At 37.0% G+C, this 22,317-nt stretch carries 20 protein-coding genes; 8 read left to right on the forward strand and 12 right to left on the reverse strand.

All coding sequences use genetic code 11. From position 1 onward, the window contains the following. The first annotated feature begins 8 nt into the window (after positions 1 to 8). Positions 9 to 431, forward strand: a complete 423-nt coding sequence (locus tag C8N46_RS14940; protein ID WP_108115719.1) for a VOC family protein — start codon at positions 9 to 11, stop codon at positions 429 to 431. On the opposite strand, the gene C8N46_RS14945 is transcribed toward C8N46_RS14940, so the two are convergent. Together C8N46_RS14945 and ppk1 are read right to left on the reverse strand one after the other, a co-directional pair. Continuing rightward, entirely contained in the window at positions 432 to 1,115 is a 684-nt protein-coding gene (locus C8N46_RS14945) for a peptidoglycan DD-metalloendopeptidase family protein (protein ID WP_108115720.1), read from the reverse strand. It abuts the gene before it with no gap. 117 nt (positions 1,116 to 1,232) lie between these two features. After that, positions 1,233 to 3,251 (reverse strand): polyphosphate kinase 1, encoded by a 2,019-nt coding sequence (ppk1, locus tag C8N46_RS14950; RefSeq protein ID WP_108115721.1) that lies wholly within the window; start codon positions 3,249 to 3,251, stop codon positions 1,233 to 1,235. A gap of 210 nt (positions 3,252 to 3,461) precedes the next feature. Between ppk1 and hemN the strand changes: the two genes are divergently transcribed. The 3 genes from hemN to C8N46_RS14965 all read left to right on the forward strand — a co-directional run bounded on the left by hemN (position 3,462) and on the right by C8N46_RS14965 (position 6,643). Continuing rightward, complete coding sequence (hemN, locus tag C8N46_RS14955; protein ID WP_108115722.1) at positions 3,462 to 4,823, forward strand: oxygen-independent coproporphyrinogen III oxidase; 1,362 nt, start codon at positions 3,462 to 3,464, stop codon at positions 4,821 to 4,823. Positions 4,824 to 4,845: 22 nt separating this feature from the next. Further along, a complete protein-coding gene (locus C8N46_RS14960; RefSeq protein ID WP_108115846.1) occupies positions 4,846 to 5,679 on the forward strand; it encodes a universal stress protein in 834 nt (277 codons plus the stop codon). 196 nt (positions 5,680 to 5,875) lie between these two features. Continuing rightward, positions 5,876 to 6,643 carry a tyrosinase family protein gene (locus C8N46_RS14965; protein WP_108115723.1) on the forward strand — a complete coding sequence of 256 codons (768 nt, stop codon included), beginning with the start codon at positions 5,876 to 5,878 and terminating at the stop codon, positions 6,641 to 6,643. 42 nt (positions 6,644 to 6,685) lie between these two features. Here the strand turns inward: C8N46_RS14965 and C8N46_RS14970 are convergent, their stop codons facing one another. Both C8N46_RS14970 and C8N46_RS14975 read right to left on the reverse strand, forming a co-directional pair. Beyond that, positions 6,686 to 7,510 (reverse strand): universal stress protein, encoded by an 825-nt coding sequence (locus C8N46_RS14970; RefSeq protein WP_108115724.1) that lies wholly within the window; start codon positions 7,508 to 7,510, stop codon positions 6,686 to 6,688. Positions 7,511 to 7,554: 44 nt separating this feature from the next. Next, positions 7,555 to 7,974 carry a CBS domain-containing protein gene (locus tag C8N46_RS14975; protein WP_108115725.1) on the reverse strand — a complete coding sequence of 140 codons (420 nt, stop codon included), beginning with the start codon at positions 7,972 to 7,974 and terminating at the stop codon, positions 7,555 to 7,557. A 121-nt stretch (positions 7,975 to 8,095) separates the two neighbouring features. Between C8N46_RS14975 and C8N46_RS14980 the strand changes: the two genes are divergently transcribed. After that, positions 8,096 to 9,961, forward strand: coding sequence for a CBS domain-containing protein (locus C8N46_RS14980; protein WP_108115726.1), 1,866 nt, complete (start codon positions 8,096 to 8,098; stop codon positions 9,959 to 9,961). A 21-nt stretch (positions 9,962 to 9,982) separates the two neighbouring features. Then, positions 9,983 to 11,116, forward strand: a complete 1,134-nt coding sequence (locus tag C8N46_RS14985; protein ID WP_108115727.1) for a succinylglutamate desuccinylase/aspartoacylase domain-containing protein — start codon at positions 9,983 to 9,985, stop codon at positions 11,114 to 11,116. On the opposite strand, the gene C8N46_RS14990 is transcribed toward C8N46_RS14985, so the two are convergent. The 8 genes from C8N46_RS14990 to C8N46_RS15025 all read right to left on the reverse strand — a co-directional run bounded on the left by C8N46_RS14990 (position 11,113) and on the right by C8N46_RS15025 (position 20,346). Continuing rightward, positions 11,113 to 11,814, reverse strand: a complete 702-nt coding sequence (locus C8N46_RS14990; protein WP_108115728.1) for a sulfite exporter TauE/SafE family protein — start codon at positions 11,812 to 11,814, stop codon at positions 11,113 to 11,115. The genes C8N46_RS14985 and C8N46_RS14990 overlap by 4 nt on opposite strands. 128 nt (positions 11,815 to 11,942) lie before the next feature. After that, positions 11,943 to 12,389 (reverse strand): FixH family protein, encoded by a 447-nt coding sequence (locus C8N46_RS14995; protein ID WP_108115729.1) that lies wholly within the window; start codon positions 12,387 to 12,389, stop codon positions 11,943 to 11,945. A gap of 277 nt (positions 12,390 to 12,666) precedes the next feature. Beyond that, positions 12,667 to 14,091 (reverse strand): cytochrome c oxidase accessory protein CcoG, encoded by a 1,425-nt coding sequence (ccoG, locus tag C8N46_RS15000; protein WP_108115730.1) that lies wholly within the window; start codon positions 14,089 to 14,091, stop codon positions 12,667 to 12,669. 18 nt (positions 14,092 to 14,109) lie between these two features. Then, positions 14,110 to 15,078 (reverse strand): cbb3-type cytochrome c oxidase N-terminal domain-containing protein, encoded by a 969-nt coding sequence (locus tag C8N46_RS15005; protein ID WP_108115731.1) that lies wholly within the window; start codon positions 15,076 to 15,078, stop codon positions 14,110 to 14,112. Further along, positions 15,075 to 15,263: a CcoQ/FixQ family Cbb3-type cytochrome c oxidase assembly chaperone gene (locus C8N46_RS15010; protein WP_108115732.1), complete on the reverse strand. Its 189-nt coding sequence runs from the start codon at positions 15,261 to 15,263 to the stop codon at positions 15,075 to 15,077. Before C8N46_RS15010 ends, C8N46_RS15005 begins: the two co-directional genes overlap by 4 nt. A 5-nt stretch (positions 15,264 to 15,268) precedes the next feature. Beyond that, complete coding sequence (gene ccoN, locus C8N46_RS15015) at positions 15,269 to 17,488, reverse strand: cytochrome-c oxidase, cbb3-type subunit I (RefSeq protein ID WP_108115733.1); 2,220 nt, start codon at positions 17,486 to 17,488, stop codon at positions 15,269 to 15,271. A gap of 6 nt (positions 17,489 to 17,494) precedes the next feature. Further along, entirely contained in the window at positions 17,495 to 17,683 is a 189-nt protein-coding gene (ccoS, locus tag C8N46_RS15020; RefSeq protein ID WP_108115734.1) for a cbb3-type cytochrome oxidase assembly protein CcoS, read from the reverse strand. Between the two features lie 293 nt (positions 17,684 to 17,976). Beyond that, positions 17,977 to 20,346 (reverse strand): heavy metal translocating P-type ATPase, encoded by a 2,370-nt coding sequence (locus tag C8N46_RS15025; RefSeq protein WP_108115735.1) that lies wholly within the window; start codon positions 20,344 to 20,346, stop codon positions 17,977 to 17,979. Positions 20,347 to 20,448: 102 nt separating this feature from the next. Here C8N46_RS15025 and C8N46_RS15030 point away from each other — a divergent pair, with 102 nt between their 5' ends. After that, positions 20,449 to 21,126 carry a Crp/Fnr family transcriptional regulator gene (locus tag C8N46_RS15030; RefSeq protein WP_108115736.1) on the forward strand — a complete coding sequence of 226 codons (678 nt, stop codon included), beginning with the start codon at positions 20,449 to 20,451 and terminating at the stop codon, positions 21,124 to 21,126. Between the two features lie 412 nt (positions 21,127 to 21,538). Continuing rightward, on the forward strand, positions 21,539 to 22,246 hold the full coding sequence (locus C8N46_RS15035) for a hypothetical protein (protein ID WP_108115737.1): 708 nt from the start codon (positions 21,539 to 21,541) through the stop codon (positions 22,244 to 22,246). The last annotated feature ends 71 nt before the right edge of the window (positions 22,247 to 22,317 follow it).

The following is a 22,317-nucleotide window of genomic DNA, read 5'->3' on the forward strand; positions in this document are numbered from 1 at the left end:
ATTATCACATGCAACCACGCATAACTATCATCGGATTAGGCGTAGAAAATCTAAAAGCCGCTACAACCTTTTACCAAGAAAAATTTGGCTGGAAATTAACGCCTTCCAGCAACGAACATATTTCCTTTTTTCAGTTAAATGGTGTGCTACTTTCGCTATATCCGCGAGAAAAATTAGCAGAAGATGCAAACGTAACTCATGAAGGAACTGGATTTAAAGGCTTTACACTCGCATACAACACACGCTCCAAAGAAGAAGTTGATGAAATTTTTGCCGATTTAACTCAAAAAAATGTGAAAATCATCAAACAACCTGAACAGGTATTTTGGGGTGGTTATAGCGGTTATGTTGCCGATTTGGATGATAATTTATGGGAAATCGCTTATAATCCTTTTATGGAATTGGATGCAGAAGGAAATGTGATAAAATAATTACAACCGCAACAACAAATTCGGATCTGGACAATTTTCTTGATAAAACACTACATCTTTTTGCGAAGCTACACCCGGATAATCACCTGAATACTGTTGTATGTCTTTGATGATTTGAAAGTGTAAATGCGGTGCGTAATCTCCGTTAATACTTGCATCACCTAAGGTTGCGATTTGTTCACCTTTTCTGAAAACGTCTCCAATTTGTAGGTTTTCGATAGAAGCCAAACTCAAATGACCGTATAAGGTGTAAAATTCAACTGTATTGATTATATGCTTTAAAATAATGGTCGGACCGTAATCGCCAAAATTGGTGTTGTTTTGAAAACTATGTACTTCACCTTCAAGCGGAGCATAAATGGGCGTTTCAGCAGCAATCCACAAATCCAATCCTAAGTGAATATTACGTTCGGTTTCAGGGTTTTGCTGATTGAAATAATCGCTTCTGTTGTAAATACCACGTTTTTCCAAATAACCGCCGTACGCTACTTTTCCTTCATTCATCGCAATGTGACGATTAATATACTCGCCTAATTTGGAAGCTGAAGACACATCCACTTCTTTCAAAGCTGCATTCGTCACCGATAAATCCAACGGAACATACGCAGACTTTGGAATGTTTCTGTCTAACACAGACAACGATTTGTTTCCTAAATCTGTTAACAATTGCTGAAAAGAGGTCATTTTTACGAGATTTTATTTCAAAAATACAGCATTTCTACCCAAAAAAGAAAGTCTAAATTCCTAACTCCAGAATCTTGATTCTTGAATCCCGCCTCCTGAATCTTGATTCAAAAAAACCTACCAATTCATCTCCGCCATTTGCGCTCTTGCCTTTTCTTGTGAATGGATGCTCTTTTCATCCGTAGGAACGTACTTATTTTTCTGTTTCGCGTCAATAATTCTGGCTTTTACCGAATCGTTTAATTGCCATTCGACAAATGTTCGCAGTTGTTGGTGCATGTCTTTGTCTAAAATTGGCGTAATGACTTCAATACGATGGTCTAAATTTCGCGTCATCCAATCGGCAGAACCAATGAATAGTTTTTCGTTGCCACCATTGGCAAAAATATACACACGCGCATGCTCTAAAAACTGTCCCAACACACTTTTGACACGAATGTGTTCACTTTGCCCTTCAATACCAGGCACCAAACAGCAAATTCCACGAATCACTAAGTCAATTTGCACGCCTGCGTTGTTGGCTTCGTACAGCGCTTCAATCATACGTTTGTCTTGCAAACTGTTCAATTTTAATGTGATATACGCTTCTTTTCCAGCTTTCGCATTTTTTATTTCTTCGTCTACTAATGCTAAAAAAGTACTTCGTGTGGTAAATGGAGAAATCAATAGTTTTTTTGTTTTTGGAATGATGATTTCACGCTCCAATACTTGAAATACTTGCGCCAATTCGGACGTGATTTTTTCACGCTTGGTCATCAAGCAGAAATCTGTATAAACGGTAGCTGTTTTTTCGTTAAAATTTCCCGTGCCAATATAGCCGTAATGCACCGATTGATTGTTTTCCAAACGCTCAATACAAAGCACTTTGGAATGCACTTTAATGCCTGGATAACTGTAGATGACTTTTGCACCGTTTTCTTCTAAAATCTTTCCCCATTTGATGTTATTTTGCTCGTCAAAACGCGCTTTGGTTTCCATAAAAACCGTGACTTCTTTACCATTTTTCGTTGCTTCAATCAACGCATTGGTCACACGTGATTCTTTCGCAATGCGGTACAAGGTAATTTTAACCTTAGTCACCTGATCATCTGCGGCAGCTTCTTCCAGCAATTCCGACACATGCTCGTACGATTCATACGGAAAATAGAGCAATCGGTCTTTGTCAGTAATAGCTTCAAACATGCTATCATACGCAAGCAATGCTTTGTTGCGCGCTGGCGCTATTTCTGGCAATGTCAACTCTTTACCTGTCGGATTTGGAAAGCCAAAAAAGTCTTTAAAATTATGATACATGCCGCCCAAAACAACATCCGTATCGTTGACGTTCAATTCATCTTTTAATTCATCCAGCAAATCGTCGGAAGCCGCTTTGTCAATCAACATGCGTGTCACTTGTCCTGTAATGCGATTGCTGAGTGAATTTTTAATTTTTTCTAGCAAATTACCTGAATATTCGTTTTCAATATACAATTCGGCATCACGGGAAACTTTGAGCGAATGAAAAGTCGTATCAGGATATATTTCTGTAAAATGATGTTTTAAAATATCGTCTACAAACGTAATGTAATGCAAGTCATTTTCCGCAGGAAACACCACAAATCGTCCCGCATCCACAGGCACTTTAAACACTACTAATTCCCCGTTGTGAAGCGCTGCCAAATAGGATTTTTCATTCTCAATAAAAAGTTCTTCGCGATTTTCAGTATTGATTTGAAGTGTCAAATTTGACGCTAAATTTTCTTCAAAATAGGTTTTAGCAAATTGTTGCTGACTTTCTGAAAACTGTGTATAATTTAGCAACAAAACACCTTCTTTCTCTAGTTCGGGAATGATGTTTTCTCTAAAAATACGACCAAATTCTTCTTGTTGCGAATGGACTTCTTTTTTGATTTTTCGAAGTAATTTATTTGGCTTTGTGATTAATTTTTTACGTAAGTTTTTCTCCAAGGTTTTGATTTGACGAATGGCAGACACGCGCACTTTAAAAAATTCGTCCAAATTGGAAGAAAATATTGCCAAAAACTTGATGCGTTCGTACAACGGATTTCGCGTATCGGCAGCTTCTTGCAACACGCGATGATTGAAACGCAACCACGATAGATCTCTATTGTAAAATTTGGTTGAAGTCAAGGACATTCTTAGACGTTTTGGTGTAAATTAAAAAGCGAAAATAGCTATTATTTTGCGCATTGAACATATTTTTAAAACAGGCTTAACAATATGGTAATAAACCATTTGAAAAATTTCAAGAATTGTCTTTGAAACAGCTCAAAAATCTTTAAACATGACATAAATCATATATTGCCTGCTGCTAGATACCTACTTTTGAACTATAACAAAATAGGTATGTGCAATTTAGTAAACAAATATAATGTAGCAGGACCACGCTATACAAGTTATCCCACAGTTCCGTATTGGAATATGGAAACGTTTTCCGTGAATCATTGGAAAGATTCCGTTCAAAAATCATTCAACGAAAGTAACAACACCGAAGGCATTAGTTTGTACATCCATTTGCCTTTTTGCGAGAGTTTATGCACGTTTTGCGGATGCAATAAACGCATTACCAAACGTCATGAAGTAGAGAAACCCTATATTAAAACCTTGTTGAAAGAATGGGCGTTGTATTGTGAATTGTTTGGCGCGAAACCAACGATTAAAGAAATTCATTTAGGCGGCGGTACACCTACGTTTTTTTCACCAGAAAATCTACAACTACTGATGGAAGGCATTTTATGTCACGCCAACATAGCTGAAGGACATGAATTTAGCTTTGAAGGACATCCCAATAATACCACAGAAGCGCACTTGCAAACATTGTACAATCTCGGATTTAGACGCGTGTGTTTTGGTGTCCAAGATTATAACGAAACCGTTCAAAAAGCAATTCACAGAGTACAACCTTTTGAAAATGTACAACGCGTTACCGAACTCGCAAAAACCATTGGTTATACGTCTGTGGGACATGATATTATTTTTGGATTGCCGTTTCAAACCACAGCACATGTGCAAGAAACTATTGCTAAAACAACACTTTTAAAACCAGATAGAATTGCGTTTTATAGTTACGCACACGTTCCGTGGATTAAAGGAAATGGGCAACGCGGATATAAAAACGAAGATTTGCCAACAGCAGAGGAAAAAACAGCACAGTACAATTTGGGAAAACAATTGTTGCAAGAAGCTGATTATACCGATATCGGAATGGATCATTTTGCGTTGGCAACTGATGCTTTGTACACGTCTATGATTGAACATCGTTTGCATCGAAATTTTATGGGCTACACAGCTCAAAAAACACAACTCATGATTGGTTTGGGCGTATCTTCTATTGGCGATAGTTGGTATGGATTTGCGCAGAATGTGAAGAATTTAGAAACCTATCATCATTTGGTGAATGAAGGCATGCTTCCACTCGGAAAAGGACATATTTTAAGTGAAGAAGATTTGGTAGTTCGCAAGCATATTCTTAACTTAATGTGTAACTTTAAAACTTCATGGACGGCAGAAACGACACAAATACCTGAATTGGCAAACATTGCTGAAAAATTAGCCGAATTTGAACGTGACGAACTAATTCAACTAAAAAATAATACCCTTAGCATTACCAAAAAAGGAAAGCCATTTGTGCGCAATATTTGCATGGCGTTTGATGTATTATTGCAACGAAAAAAGCCAGAAACACAATTGTTTTCCATGACTATTTAACTCTTAAACTTCTAAAATTATGATACAAAAAATTATTGTTCCGATAGATTTTTCAAAACATTCTGAATATGCCCTCGAAGCTGCGGCAACCTTAGCACAAAAACACAATGCAGAAATTTTAGCCTTGCACATGTTAGAATTGTCCAACGCGCTTATTTCAGAAACGGATAATTCCAAACAAGCAGAAGCAGTGTTCTACTTGAAATTGGCAGAGCAAAAGTTTATGGATTTCTTGGACAAACCTTTTTTAAAAGACGTAAAAGTCACGCCAATTGTCAAGCATTTTAAAGTATTTAAAGAAGTAAACGAGGTGGCAGAAGAACACAATGCAGATTTGATTGTGATGGGCTCACACGGAACTAGCGGATTTAAAGAATTATTCGTAGGATCAAACACGGAAAAGGTGGTACGTTATGCCGAAATTCCTGTGTTGGTGATAAAACATCATCCAATTTTGACCGATTTTGAAAAAGTAGTTTTCGCGTGCGATTTTTCTCGTGAAGCTATCAAACCATATATTAACGCGTCGCATTTATTCAAATCGCTTGGCGCGAAATTACACTTGGTATACGTCAATTTACCAGGCACAGGATTTAGCAGTTCTACCGAAATGGAAACCAAAGTAAGTGACTTTTTAAAGACCGCTGACGGAAATTTAGACAATTTAGAAAATGTGTATTACGTCAACGATTATTCCATTGAGCAAGGTGTCTTAAACTTCGCCAACAACAAAGGAGCCGATTTAATTGCGGTAGCTACGCACGGACGTAAAGGCTTAGCACATTTCTTTGAAGGAAGTATTTCGGAAGACATTGCCAATCATTCCGCATTGCCTGTGATGACATTTAAAATATAGCTGATTTTTGAAGAAAATTATGTAGTAATCGTAAAGCAGAAAATCTTTTAAGGTTTCCTGCTTTTTTTGTGTCAAAATTTACAGCAACTATTTTCCAATCTCCCAACACTTAATCACTTCATAATAGGGTATTTACACCTATTGTCATTCCTTATACTATCTACTATATTTACAATGATGTCAAAAACGGAAAACAATGAAAAATATAAGAGTTAGAAAAAGTGTTTACAAATTAACCGATAAAGAAATCCTTGCGATACGAACTGCTTTTGATGAAATTTATGAAGACTCACTACAAGAATATGTTGCATTTTCAGATATACTTGTCAACTACGGGCATGCTACCGCAAATGATATGGATTTTTTAACTTGGAACAGAGCCTTTTTTTTAAGCTTCGAAAAGTTTTTACTCACCAAGAATCCAAACTTGTTTCTACCGTATTGGAATTACACTAGTGCCAAAGCCATTAGCGAAGGATTGCCAAAGTTATTTTCAGAACCTACTTATTTTATTAATGATGGAAAAGAGGAAAAAGCAAACCCTTTATATTGTGGTGAAACTACGCAAAAACTTCGCACATACAGAACAAATAATAACGCAGACACCACACTATTAGCCACCGCAAGAAAACGATCAAAAATAGCCTTTGAAGCTACTAATTATGTAGACTTCAATAAACTTATTTGGACAATGGATGCTACCGCACACGTATGGATTGGTGGGACCATGACAGCTTTATCTGCTGCCACTGTTGATCCGTTATTTTGGTTTGTTCATTGTAATCTTGATCGATGTTGGTGGAAATTTCAGAAAAACAAAGAGGTCAACGATACAATTCCAGCATCAGTTTTGATGGCACCATTGACACCTTTTACAAATAACAATAAAGAGCAACTCTTTGGCAAAGATGTCATCCATACAAGAGCGTTAGGGTATACATATCCAAGTAAAAAACAAAAATAGCCTACACAGCCGAAAGCATTTTTACAGATTCATTAAAATTCTTCAAGGATGCACCACAAACAAAGGTCGCTTTAAGGTCTTGCTAATTGCGGTTGTGGAAGAATGCTTGAATAAACGCTCAAAGACGGATTCTTTCTGTACAATCAATCCTATCATGTCGATTTCGTGCATTTGTACATACGTAGCTTTTACATAATCTAGCGGAACGTTTTCAACAACGTGATAGGTATAATCAACGTCTTTACAGTGTTTCATTAAAAACGATTCGTCATAACGATTGCCCGAAAATCCTTTTTCATACACACGAACAACATGCGCGTGCATGGTGCGATGTTTGGCAACTGCCAGCAGTTTTTGAAAAGCATCACTTTCTATATCATCTTTCGCATCTAGCGGAATTAAAATGTGTTTTGGACGGTGAAATTTCACGTCTTCCGGAATGACCAATGTATTGCAATTGATTCTTCGAATGATACTGAGTGTGTGACTTCCAAAGAGAATTTCAGCAGCATTAGAAACACCATTAAAACCCGCTATGAGCAAGTCAATACTTTTTTCTTCAATAACTTTATGTGTCGCGTCAATAAAGCTATTGTAATCTAAAATAACTTCAAAAGTATGGTGTTCGTACGCCGAGCTTTCCAATTCATCTTGCAGTTTTTGCAAACGTTCTTTTTCTGCTTTTAGCACACTTTCATATACATTAGCAGTGGCGGAAGACATTAAATCATCGAGTGTAAAACTTCCCGATTTGTGTATGTGCATCACATAAAAACAACAAGCTTGATCTTTTAGAAAGTTGGTAGCATATTGTATCGCATTGCGCGAACATGTTGAGAAATCGGTTAACACTAAGATATTTTTCATCTGGTACAGCTTTTTAATGCCTTCCGCTACTGCGTCAGTAATTTTTAAAATTGATCCAAAAGATAATTAATTAAATCGGTAGTTGTCAAAATTCCGACTAATTTTCCATCGTCTACTACAGGCAACGCGTGAAATTCTTTTTGTGCTAAAATTTCCGCTGCTTCTTTAATGGTTGTATACGAATTGACACTTACCAAGTTTTTTGCCATGACTTGCTCAATAGTAAACATATTGTACACAATGGTTTCTACAGATTCTTCGTCTTCAAAAGCGGCATCGGCAAAACTGATACGAAGTAAATCGGTGTAACTCAACATTCCCTTAATTTCATCGCCGCTCACTACAGGAATGTGACGAATGTTATTCGCTTTAAACAAACGCTCTGCAGTTTCTAAATTGTCTGTATGATTTAACGTAATGACATTAGTCGTCATAATTGTCGATACTGGTGTTCTTTTTTTCATCTTATTTGTGTTTAAAATTCTATCATAAAGGTAGCCACAAAGTGAACAAACGACTATGATATTTATCATATTACAAGCTAAAATATAATGGTATTTTTAAGCTATCAACACCTTATAAATTATGGGATCACAATTAGTTAAAGCAATTGATTCAGACGAATTGCAGAAGGAATTTACCAAACAATTATTGTACGATATCGAAGCCTTGTCTACCATGATTGAAAATGACGATTTTGAACAAGGAATTCAACGTATTGGTGCCGAACAAGAAGTGTGTATTGTAGACGATTTTTACAGACCTTCGTTTAACGCCTTGGAAATTTTACAAGAAATTGACGATGCACATTTTACAACAGAATTAGGGTTGTTCAACATAGAAGCCAATTTGGATCCTATTGTTTTAAACGACAATTGCTTTTCGCAACTTGAACACGATTTAACTTCCTTGATGGCGAAAGCACAAAAAGCAGCAGCAAAAATCAAAAATAACAAAATTGTCCTCGCAGGCATTTTACCAACGTTTAACCGGAGTGATTTGGTGTTTGAAAACATGACGCCACACAAACGCTATAAAACGCTGAATGATATTTTAAAAAGAATTAAAGGAAACGACTTTAAACTGCAAATTAGAGGTGTTGACGAACTTATTTTGCATCATGAATCTATTTTATTTGAAGCGTGTAACACAAGCTTTCAAGTGCATTTACAAATTGGTTTAAATGAAATTATTGACAAATATAACTGGTCGCAAGCCATTGCCGGACCTATCTTATCTGCCATGACGAATGCGCCTATGTTGTTGGGAAAAGAATTGTGGAGCGAAACACGCATCGCACTTTTTCAACAGAGTATTGACTTGCGAAATACATCGCACTTATTGCGAGAACAAAAACCGCGAGTTTCCTTTGGAAATGACTGGGCACGAAATTCTATTTTAGAACTCTTTACAGACGACATTACACGTTATAAAGCATTGGTTACAACCGAATTTGAAGGAAACTCTATGGACGATTTGGCAAACGGCATCAAACCGAAATTGAAAGCGCTTAATTTACACAACGGAACTTTATACAAATGGAATAGAGTCTGTTACGGTGTGGCTAAAAACGTAGCGCATTTACGAATTGAAAATCGTTACATTCCCGCAGGTCCAAGTATCAAAGACGAAATTGCCAATGCACTATTTTGGGTAGGTGTAATGCAAGGAATGCCAAACGACTGCAAGAATATTTGGGAAAAAATGGATTTTAAAGATGCACGCGGCAACTTTATCAAAGCAGCTCGTACAGGAATTGACACGTACTTTAATTGGTTTGGTGAAGGAATTTCTGCAAAAGAATTGATTCTAACAAAATTGATTACGATGGCAAAAGAAGGATTGAAAAAATCGAACGTAAGTGATGCTGATAGCGATTATTATTTGAATATTATTGCTGAACGCATCCAAAAAAATACGACAGGAAGCAAGTGGCAAGTCCGCAGTTCAAGAAAATTAAAAGAAGAAGTTTCTTCTGAAGAAGCAAACATTTTACTAACACATCATCTATATAAAAATCAACAAAAAAACATCCCTGTCCACGAGTGGGAATTGGCGTCAACGCTTTGCGAAGAAGAAATTTATTCGCGCAACAAAGTGTATAAAGTGATGACGAAAGAAGTATATGTTGTTAATGAAAATGATTTGATGTTATTGATTGAAAAAATTATGCAGTGGAAAAATATTCATCACATTCCGGTTGTTAATGCTGATAATAAAATTGTCGGTATTGTGTCTAGCAATAATTTGGATAAAAAGCTGTCGCAAGATGCTTTTGTAAAAGATGTGATGCAATCGAATATTGTTACAGGAACTCCTGAAATGACCATTGCAGAAGCAGAAGAACTCATGTCATTACATACTATTGCGTGTTTGCCTATTTTAGACAATGATTATTTAGTGGGAATTTTCACAAAGAATGATCTTTTAAAAATTCAGAAGAACAATTAATTCAACTTTGGAACTAGAAACATGCAAGATGCTTTTTTAGAGTTAGATCGTATTATTTACAAACAAATCAATCTGGAAGCTACTACAACCTTGATTTTTATTGGCGGCATTCACGGTAATGAACCTGCGGGAATTCTTGGTTTGCATCGCGTTATTGAAACGATTCGCAATCACGACTTAACATTGCAAGGAAACTTTTATGTCTTAGCGGGAAATTTGAATGCGATTCAAAAAAATATTCGGTATGAAAACACGGACCTCAACCGATTGTGGACGCATGAAAATATTCAAAAAATAACTACTAAAACTACGTTCAATTCGCAAGAAGAAAAAGAATTAGCAGAATTATATCAGTGTATTAACAACATTTTAAACACACATTCAGGAACATTTATTTTTATAGATTTACATACAACCTCATCAAAAACGATTCCTTTTGTCACGATTAGCGATTCGTTAAAAAACAGAAAATTTGTGTCCAATTTTCAATTGCCCATCATTTTAGGAATTGAAGAATACCTTGACGGACCTTTATTGACCTACATCAACGAATTTGGTCACATCGCTTTAGGATTCGAAGCAGGACAACACGAAGATTCTGAAGCCATAAAAAATTGCGAAAGCTTTATTTGGCAAGTACTCATCACTGCCAAAGCAGTATCTAAAAATGCAGTAGCGCAATTGAACCTAAGCTTGAATGGCTTTCAAAAATTAGACACGAATGCTAATTTTTACGAAATCAGTTATCGTTATCAATTGGACAAAGAGGAAAATTTTACCATGAAACCTGGCTTTGTCAATTTTGATACGATTCAAAAATCAGAAGTATTGGCAATTAGCAATGAAAAAGCTGTAAAAGCGAGTGTTAGCGGAAAAATATTTATGCCTTTATATCAAAAAAAAGGCGATGATGGTTTTTTTATTATTACTAAAATTTCAATGTTTTGGCTGAAACTTTCTAGCAGTATTCGAAAATTGCGATTACACCATATTTTACGAATGTTACCTGGCGTGCGACAAGATAAATTAAATAGCAACGCCTTATTCGTCAATCCTAAAATTGCTGCTTTTTTAACAACAAAGATTTTCCATTTGTTTGGCTATCGAAAAAAAGTACTCAAAGCGAATCAATGGTATTTTATCAAAAGAGATTAGTGACAATTCATCGTATTGGTCACCATGCCTGCGTTGGGTTTTGGAGAAATGTACGGAATGCCCAAACCTAAGCCGCGAAGAATAAATAACATTCCAATAATGACCACAAATACAGGAATTGCTTTCTGAATGCGACGTTTGATAGAAGTATTCAAGAATTTTCCAATGTAGATTGCGGTTGTCATTAGCGGAATGGTTCCCAAGCCAAAAAAGAGCATGTAGATACTTCCTTGCCACATACTTCCTGTAGCCACAGCACCAAAAACCGCCATGTAGACCAATCCGCAAGGTAAAAAACCGTTTAAAAATCCGATGGTAAAAAAGGTATCTAAGGTTTTCTTTTTAAACTGTTTTCCCAAACTCGATTTCACGTTAGAGATGAGTCTATATATAGGTTTTGAAAAGTTGTACTTATTAAAAGTTTTGTACGGAATGAGAATCACCACAATCATCAAAATACCAATGGCAATGGACAGTCGTTGTTGCATCCCGAAGATGTACAGACTTTTTCCGAGCAGTCCAAAAATGAATCCAATCGTTGCATACGACAGCAAGCGACCTGCGTGATACAGCAAAATTTGCGCTACTTTTTTATAGGTATTTGAGCGATCAACAGGCAACATAAAAGCAATAGGACCGCACATTCCCACACAGTGAAAACTTCCTAATAACCCTAATATAAAACCTGCGTATAACATCTTTTAATTACTTTCTTTTTGTCATTGTCATTCCACACTTGATGCGGAATCTACTTTAAACTTATTGGATTCCTGCCTTACTTCGACAAGCCCAGTAAAAACTTCAGGAATGACACACCATACCTAATCTAATATCGAATTTGTTTTTTGAATAAATATTCTGTCGTACCATCGCTCCAATCAATTCTAATGTTCCAACGACCACCCAACAAACGACTGTCAGGTATGAGCAATGTGTGATGAGACAACGAAATAGGCATTTCGAAATCAAATTGTTTGTTTGATGGTCGATATAGGAACACTTTTCCTTGTATGCTGTTGCTATTTATTGCTTTTGGAAATTGAATTTCAATGCCCGATTTGGTATGCGTTAAGCGAACATTTTCCGCTAGTTTTTGTGCATTGCGCTCTTTGTTAATATCCGATTGATATTTCAATTCAGCTTCATAATAATTGTCTGTCACCAAGTCGTGATCGTACTTTTCTTGCACATTCATATTGATTACGAAATACATGATAAAACTGATAAACGCTACAAACGCGATGACAATTCCTGTTCCCCAATTTATTTTCATTTGTTCTATTTTTTTTTTGGCATTTCCACCATTTTAGATGGTGGTCGGGCTTTTGGCAGTCGCTTTTGTTCGTCATGCTGAACTTGATTCAGCATCTCTCAAAGAGCTCCAACAATGCCGCAATCCCTAATGCAGTTTCCTATTTATATTGTTTCAAAGTTGTTCTCGATACAACAAATCTTCGATTTGCCACTCGAACTGACGTATTTTGTTAGATTCAGGAGTCAGGATTCTAGAATCAGGACAAACCCAACACCCAAAACCTAACACCCAACACCTAATTATAACTCGACGGTCCCATGAAATTTACGGTTGCGGTTTCTATTAGTTTTTCTTCGCTGTACACGTCAATTGTGAGTTTTTTTCTTCCGTTTTCAATTTCATCTTCAGGAATTTCAATAAAGAGCGTTCCTTCTGCAATTCCTTGTTTTGGGATGATGAATTCATTGGTTGTAGACACCAATTTGATGGTTCCAGGCACTTTTCGAATTCTGAATTGTACATGCGGAATTTCCTCCGTGGTTTTGTTGACTACTTTGTACGTAAACACATTGCTGATGATGTTGTTTGCCTTCTTTTCGTATAACTGTCCGCGCAATCGTAAAATATTAGCTTCTACATCGTTTCGCAATAGCAACATTCCAATTAATACAGCGATTAAAATTCCTAAAACTGCAGTATATCCTTTTAACCGTGGTGTAAACTTGAATTTTTCTTTCTTTTCAATATTTGCTTCACTTGCATAGCGAATCAATCCTTTTGGCAAATTGACTTTTTCCATGATGGTATCACATTCGTCAATACACGCGGTACAGTTAACACATTCCAATTGTGTTCCGTTTCGAATGTCAATTCCCGTAGGACATACATGTACACATTGTAAGCAGTCAATACAATCGCCAAAACCAAGTTCGGCTCTGTCTTCGTTTTTGCGGAATTTTTTACGTCCGTTTTCACCTTCTCCGCGTTTATGGTCGTACGCAACTACAATCGATTTGTCATCTAATAATACACCTTGCAATCTTCCGTAAGGACACGCAATGATGCATACTTGCTCGCGAAACCATGCAAAGACAAAGTAAAATACAGCTGTGAAAATGAGCAACGGAAATAAGGTTCCTAAGTGCTTTTGCGGTCCGTCTAAAATATCTTGAATGAGTTCATCGCTCCCAATTAAATACGCTAAAAACACATTCGCAATAATGAAGGAAATCAACAGAAATACAGACCATTTTAAGATTCTTTTTTTGATTTTTTCTGCGTCCCATGCTTGTTTGTCTAAGCGCATTTGTTTTCCACGATCGCCTTCAATCCAGTATTCAATGCGTCGAAAGACCATTTCCATGAAAATGGTTTGCGGACAAATCCAACCACAAAATATACGTCCAAATGCCACCGTAAATAGCGTCACAAATATGACTCCGATAATCATGGAGATAACCACCATGTGAAAATCTTGTGGCCAAAACGGAAATCCGAAGATATTGAAACGGCGTTCTAATACGTTGAACAGTAAAAACTGGTTCCCGTTAATTTTGACAAAAGGAGCAGCAAATAGAAAGAGTAACAGGATATAACTAACAATTTTGCGCCACTCATAATATTTGCCGCTTGGCTTTTTTGGATACACCCAAGCACGTTTCCCTTCTTCATTGATAGTTCCGATAGAATCTCTGAATTTTTCGTTTTCTGGTGTTTCCACAATCTTTGTATTTACAGATTATTTTATTTCTTCTTTTTCTAATTGAATGGTATCAATAACTTTGATAGTATCAATCAACTTTTCACCTTTTACATGGTCTTCTGGCACTACCCAAATTTCTCCTTCTGCTGGCTTTGCATTGGGTCCAGGTGTGGTTCCTTGAAACGTGAGCACATAACTAGCTACTTGCTGAATTTGTGATGCTTTGAGCCCTTTTCGTGTCCAAGATTCCATTCCTTTTCCTGGTCGTCCACCTTGTGAAATGGTTTTGAATACATTTTTGATGCCGCCACCTAAAATCCAGTATTCATCAGTTAGGTTGGCTCCAATTCCTCCGCCACCATCGATTCTATGGCAAGACACACAGTTTTTGACAAAAATTTGTTTTCCTGCACTGATGTCAGAAGCGTCTGTGAGTAATTCAATTGCGTCAAAATCGATGACTTCTTTATCTTTATTGAGCGCATTGTATCTGTCAATTTTCACTTGTGCTTCTGCGTATTGTTGCTCAAGTTCAACAAGTTGTCCGTCACCATCAAACACATGGTATTTTAACATATAAATCACCCCAAAAATGATGGTTGCGTAGAATCCGTACAACCACCAAGGTGGTAAGTTGTTGTCCAATTCTTTGATACCGTCGTAGTTGTGGTCGAGAATAATTTCTCCTTCTTCTTCCACAGGTTTGGAATCGACAAGCTTATGATATATTTTCTTAAGTTTTGTGAACTTTGGCTTTTTTGCTTTGTTTTCCAGGTAGCGTTCTTTTCCTTTTTCATCCAAGCTATTGAATAGAACATTTTCAACAGCTGCCACAATTCCTTCTATAGCAATTAAGAAAAGTAACACTAGCAATAGGAACAGCATTATCATAGGGTTTTCTATAAATGCTGGTCTGTCGCCAGATTCGATGAACAATTCGATTCCTATCATAATTAGGAAAAAGACGACGAGTACGCGTACCCAAGATGGAATGGTATTTTTCATGGCGTTTGGTTATTTTCAGAGTTATCTAATGGTATATTGCTCACCTTTGTGATGTATTCTTTTTTGGCAGTCAAAACCCACCAAAACAACACCACAAAAAAGGTAAAGAAGATGACTAGGGAAATTAGCGGGTAAATTTCAATACCCGTGATGGTTTCCATATGATTTTTTACAAATTTCAACATGATGATTACTTTTTAGTTTGTGATGCTACTTCTTTTGAATCTTTGACTTGTATGTCTGTTCCCAATCGTTGTAAGTAAGCAATAAGCGCTACAATTTCACGATCTTTGATTTCAATAAATTCTCTTCCGTCTTTCGCAGCTTCTGCTCTTCCTTTTTTAAACGATGCTAATAAGTCAGGATCTTGTTTTAGATTTTCAACAATTCCCAAAGCTTGTTCGTCCATGTATTGCAAGGCATCTGCAATTTCTTGTTCTGTATAAGGAACCCCAAGCGTGACCATAGCGCGCATTTTGTCTTGTGTTCCTGATTTGTCAAGTTCACTTCGAATTAACCAAGGATACGATGGCATGATAGAGTTTTGCTCAATCCCTCTTGGGTTGTACATATGTTTGTAATGCCACGCATCATTTTTTCGCAAAGCATCTGTTCCTTCACGGTGTAAGTCGGGTCCTGTACGTTTACTTCCCCAAAGGAATGGATGGTCGTACACAAACTCTCCAGCTTTTGAGTATTCTCCATAGCGTTCTACTTCACTTCTAAACGGACGTACCATTTGTGAGTGACAACCCACACAACCTTCTCGTATGTAAATGTCTCTTCCTTCCAACTCAAGTGGTGTGTATGGTTTTACTTCCGTGATGGTTGGAATGTTGGAATCAATCATAATGGTAGGTACTATTTGCACAATTCCTCCAATTAGAATAGCAATCGTAGCATAGATAGTTAGTTTGATTGGTTTGCGCTCCAACCATGTGTGCCATCCTTCTCCTTTTACACGTCTTTTAGAAACACGTTGCAACGCTGGTGCTTCCGCTAATTCGTCAGTTACTTTATTTCTAGACCTAGCGATGGTAACAACAATATTGTATGCTAGTAATAACATTCCGATGATGTATAATGTCCCTCCAATCGCACGCATCCAATACATTGGAATGATTTCTGAAACCGTTTCAATGAAGTTTGGATATAGTAAGTCTTCTCCACTTGGCTCAAATTGTTTCCACATAAATGCTTGTGTAAATCCTGCTACGTACATTGGCAATGCGTACATTACAATTCCCAAGGTTCCAATCCAGAAGTGTGCATTTGCCAAACCTCTTGAATATAGTTTTGTTTTGAATAGTCGCGGTACTAACCAATACACCATACCAAAGGTTAGGAATCCGTTCCAAGCTAATGCTCCTACGTGAACGTGCGCAATAATCCAATCGGTAAAGTGTGCAATGGCATTTACATTTTTCAACGAAAGCATTGGTCCTTCAAACGTTGCCATACCATATCCAGTAATCGCAACTACCATAAATTTCAACACAGGATCGGTTCGTACTTTATCCCACGCACCACGTAAGGTGAGCAATCCGTTGATCATTCCTCCCCAAGAAGGCATGATTAACATTACAGAGAAGGCAACTCCTAAGTTTTGTGCCCATTCTGGCAATGCTGTATATAATAAGTGGTGTGGTCCTGCCCAGATATAGATAAAGATTAATGACCAAAAGTGTACAATGGATAATCTATACGAATAAATAGGTCTGTTGGCTGCTTTTGGCACAAAGTAGTACATCAATCCTAAAAATGGTGTGGTAAGGAAAAAGGCAACCGCGTTATGTCCGTACCACCATTGCACTAAGGCATCTTGCACACCTGCATACACTGAGTAACTTTTTAATGCACTTACAGGTAATTCCAAACTATTAAAGATGTGCAATACCGCAACGGTGACAAACGTTGCCAAGTAGAACCAAATAGCAACGTATAAGTGACGTTGTCTTCTTTTTAAAATGGTCCAAATCATGTTGACACCAAAGGCAACCCAAATTAAAGCGATTGCAATGTCAAAAGGCCATTCGAGTTCTGCATATTCTTTGGATGTGGTGTATCCTAACGGTAATGTTATGGCAGCTCCTACTATGATAAGTTGCCATCCCCAAAAGTTGACTTTACTTAAAAAGTCGCTAGCCATTCTCGCTTTTAATAAACGTTGCAGTGAGTAATAGACTCCTGCAAAAATGGCGTTTCCTACAAAGGCAAAAATCACGGCGTTGGTGTGCAATGGACGTAAACGACCAAAACTTAGCCAAGAAATTCCTTCTCCCATCGTTGGAAACATAAATAAGAATGCCAATAACAATCCTACTAACATTCCTACAATACCCCAAACTATGGTTGCATAGATGAAGTTTCTAACGATTTTATTATCGTAATAAAATTGTTGCATTTCCATAATAAACTATTTATTTGTCTTATTAGTTAGTTTAATTTTTGATTTTTCTTTCACCAATTCATCCTCAAATAGCATGCGCACCGACGGCGTATAACTATCGTCAAATTGTCCGTTTTTTACCGCCATGATAAAGGCGACAAAGAAGAGTATTGCGACCACAATACTAATGGTTAGTAAAACATATATAACACTCATACCTATTGAAGTTATGATTCAAAAGTACTGTGACACGTGTTGCCAAAAAATGACTTTTGTCATGTTTAGATTTTTTTTTGAAGTTGAACTCGAATTTGAACTCGAAATTGATTGTTATGTATGCTAAATTTACCTCACTCCTAGATTTGTTAGCATGTCATTTCTGCCTGCGCAGAAATCCAATTTGTATCTTAAGTTTTTCTTGGCTTTACTGAAAACAATCAATGAAATCGTCTTGATTCCTGATTCCTGATTCCTGATTCCTGATTCCTGATTCCAAAAATCTTATTTTTTTACTGTAACTTTCTTCCTAAAAACGTTGTACAAACCGTCGTAAATACTACAATACTGATAGAACTCAACGGCATTAAAATAGCAGCAATAACAGGCGATAGTTGTCCTGTGACTGCAAAGTACAATCCGATGGTATTGTAGATGAACGAGAGTACAAAACTCCATTTGATGATTTTAATGGCAGATTTGGAAGCATTCATAAATTTGTCGAGTTGATTGAATTTGGAAGCATCCAAAATAGCGTCGCAGGCAGGCGAAAACACATTTACATTTTCTGAAAGTGCAATTCCCACGTCACTTTGCGCAAGTGCTCCTGCGTCGTTCAATCCGTCACCGACCATGAGTACTTTAGCGCCTTCTTTTTGATGATAGGCTATATATTCAAGCTTGTCATGTGGTTTCTGATTGAAGATGAGTTTTGTTTTTGCCGGCAATAGTTTTTTCAAGTTTTCGCGTTCGCCTTCGTTATCTCCCGAAAGGATTGCCAAATCAAAGTTCTTTTTTAAGTTATTAAAGAGTTTTGAAAGTCCTTTTCGGTAACTGTTATAGAAGGTATATTTTCCTTTATACGAATTATTTGCACTGATGTGAACCGTTGTATTGAGCACTTTTGCCTCTTCTTGATGCCCTACAAAAGTTGCCGCACCAACTTTGATATTGTTGTTGTGATAGCTCGCCGTCATGCCTTTTCCAACGTGTTCTTCGAAGGAATCAAGCGTTACGATATTTTGTTCGTCTAAAATATTGTACAACGTTCTACTCAACGGATGATTGGAACCGCGCAAGGTACTTTTGAGCAATGCTGATTCTTCCATAGTTAATTGTTCTCCTTCGTAATTTGCGGTACTTTTTTTGTTGGATGTAATCGTTCCAGTTTTGTCAAAAATAATGGTGTTGATATGCGCTAATTGTTCTAAAATACTCGCGTTTTTTACATAAAATTTTAGCTTTCCAAAGATTCGTAATAGGTTTCCAAAGGTAAATGGCGCAGCTAAGGCAATCGCGCACGGACAGGCAATAATTAAAACTGCCGTAAAAACATTCATGGCTTTGGAAGCATCCACAATTAACCAAAAAGAGGTTGCTATGATTGCAATGGTCAATACTGTAACCGTGAAATGTTTACTGATTTTATTGGTGAGATTGGTGAAGCTTTCTTCTTTGTTTTTTTCGAACACATCATTGCTCCACAATTGTGTGAGGTAACTTTGCTCTACCGATTTGATGGCTTCTATTTCGATGATTCCTGAGGTTTGTTTTCCGCCAGCAAATAGGTTGTCGCCCGATTGTTTTTGCACCGTTTCCGATTCGCCCGTGACAAAACTGTAATCAATCGCGGCATTTCCATTGATGAGGATTCCGTCAACGGGAATCAATTCTTCGTTTCGAATGAGCAAACGATCCCCTTTTTTGATATCGTAGACTTGAATAGGCGTTTCTTTTCCTTTCAAAATTTTGGTAACCGCAATTGGAAAGTACGATTTGTAATCGCGCTCAAAAGACAGGAATGAGTATGTTTTTTGCTGGAAAAATTTCCCTAGTAATAGAAAAAAGACCAATCCCGTAAGGCTATCAAAAAATCCTGAACCCAAATCAAACATGATTTCCACAGAGCTTCTCACGAATAAGACTAAAATTCCCAACGCAATAGGCACATCAATGTTTAAGATTTTTGCACGCAGTCCTTTAAAAGCAGAGATGAAATAATCTTGCGCCGCATAAAAAACTACAGGAAGCGAAAAGGCAAACATCAGCCAACGAAAGACCACTTTGTATTGTTCAATCCAAAAACCACTGACTTGAAAATATTCAGGAAACGAAAGAAACATCACGTTTCCAAAGGCAAAACCAGCAATACCTAGTTTGTAAATTAGCGAGCGATTGACGTTGCGATTTCCCGTTGTATAATCTTCCAAACTGATGTACGGTTCGTAACCAATTCTGCTTAACAACAACACCGCTTCTTTGAGGGAAAAGTTGCTGGCATCGTAGGTGATACGTACCGTTTTTTTGCCAAAATTCACCTGCGAATCTGTGATTTCAGTCTTGAGTTTGTGCAAGTTTTCTAAAATCCAAATACAGGAGCTGCAATGAATGTGCGGAATGTATAAGGTTACTATTTGCTTGCTATCATCGTTAAATTCCAATAATTTATCAATGATGTTTTGCTGTGTTAAAAAGTCGTATTTCCCTGCTATTTCTTTTGGCGTAGCGCCTGGCGCGGTTTCTAAATCGTAATAGCACGCCAAATCGTTTTCTGAAAATAGTTCGTAGACTGTTTTGCATCCGTAACAACAAAAAGATTTTTCGTCGTGTTGAATAATTTCGTCACAGACATCACCACAGTGAAAACATGTAGTTTCGTTCATAATATTGCTCATTTACCTGTAACAAAGGTTGCAAACGATTCCGATTTAAAATATGATATTTGTCATAGTTTAAGTACCTTTATCAACACCTAATTTTCCACTATGAGCAATTGTGAACAGTGTATTGTACGACAGTTTAATTCTTTGAAATCGTTGACCAAAGATGAGCTGATTCGGATTTCTGGATGTAAAACTTCGAAAACGATTAAAAAAGGACAGTTGATTTTTGACGAAGGTGAAAATGTGAATGGCGTGTATTGCATTCGCGAAGGTATTTGTAAGTTGACTAAATTGAGTGCGAATGGACGCGATCAAATTGTAAAACTGGTGGTAAAAGGTGATTTGATGGGACAACGCTCGTTGGTGAGTGAAGAAGTGACGAATTTAAGTGCGACGGCGCTGAGTGAGATGGAAGTGTGTTTTATTCCGAAGCATGAAATCATGAAAGATTTACAGGGAAATTCTAACTTTTCGTTGGATGTTTTGCAACACATGGCAAAGGATTTGCGAGAAGCGGATAATGTGATTGTAAACATGGCGCAAAAATCGGTACGACAACGTTTGGCAGAAGCGTTATTGTATATACATCGTACTTTTGGCACAACAGACGAAGGCATGTTGCGCGTGATTCTTTCGCGAGAAGATTACGCCAATATTGTAGGAACGGCAACAGAATCGATCATTCGAATTTTATCGCAGTTTAAAAAAGATGATTTAATCACCACAAAAGGCAAACAGATTAAAATTGAAGATTTGGAAGCTTTGGGAAGAATAGAATAGCTTCGACAAGCTCAGCTACATTTTTTCAACAAGCTCAGCTACATTTTTTCAACAAGCTCGGCTACATTTTTTCGACAAGCTCAGCTACATTTCTCAACAAACTCAGCTACATTTCTCAACAAGCTCAGCTACATTTTTCCAACAAGCTCAACTACATTTTCTCGACAGGCTCAGCTACTTTTTTTCGACAGACTCAGCTACATTTTTCAACAAGCTCAGCTACATTTTTTCAAAAGGCTCAGCTATATTTTTTCGACAGGCTCAACTACATTTTTTCGACAAGCTTAGCTATACTTTTTGATTTGACTTGCTGATTTTTGAATAAATTTTTGTTGATTTTCAGTCGACTAGCTTTCGTTTTCAATCTTTTCGTTACCTTTAGTCCGACCAACATAACCGTAAATCAATCAGTATGGAAGCTGTCCAAAAGCAAAAACTAAAAGAAATCATCATCATTATTGTAGTCATTATTATTTTGACAGCTATCGGAATTTTCTTTTTACGCAAACACGCTAATCAACAAGGAAAAGAATTGATGAGTTCTATGGATGAAGTGAGTCGTATTTATGAGGAAGAAGGGATTAAAAATTGTGTCAATCTTACGGAAGCTCAATCCAAGCGATTGTTTATTTTAAATAAAAGTTTACAGAAATATAAAGAGCAACACGAGATTACGTTTTTAAAGTTATACACCTATCATTTTACCTCAACAACGCTGTTTTTATTTTTCTCCATCCTTTCTGCGTTGACCATTTTTGTGATTACACAAGAAGGTTGGAAAGGAACTGCACAAACGGTAAAAGTATTGTTTTTAGTCTTTACCGCACTTTCGTCTTTTTTCGGCTTGTCGGCAAGCACATTTGACCAAGAAACGAGCATTCACCGAAACGGAAAAGCGTATATCAATTACGATAATTTACAGAAAACGTTGGGAAATTTTTGTGCAACAGGCATGACGATTTCGGGCGATTCTATCTCGTTTAATCAATTGCATTCAGAAATCATGAGAAAAGCTACGGAGCTTCATGATTTTTATTTAGAGTTTGATGAGCAGAGTTTGGATACAAAAGGTATTTTTAATTTGACAAAAGAGGAAAAAGAAGAGCCTTCTAACGAATAAAGATATGCTGTATTTGATAAAACAGATACCATACACTTGCTAAACTAAATGCACTATTTATAAAAAAAGAA

The sequence above is a fragment of the Kordia periserrulae genome, from assembly GCF_003054265.1.
Taxonomy (GTDB): domain Bacteria; phylum Bacteroidota; class Bacteroidia; order Flavobacteriales; family Flavobacteriaceae; genus Kordia; species Kordia periserrulae.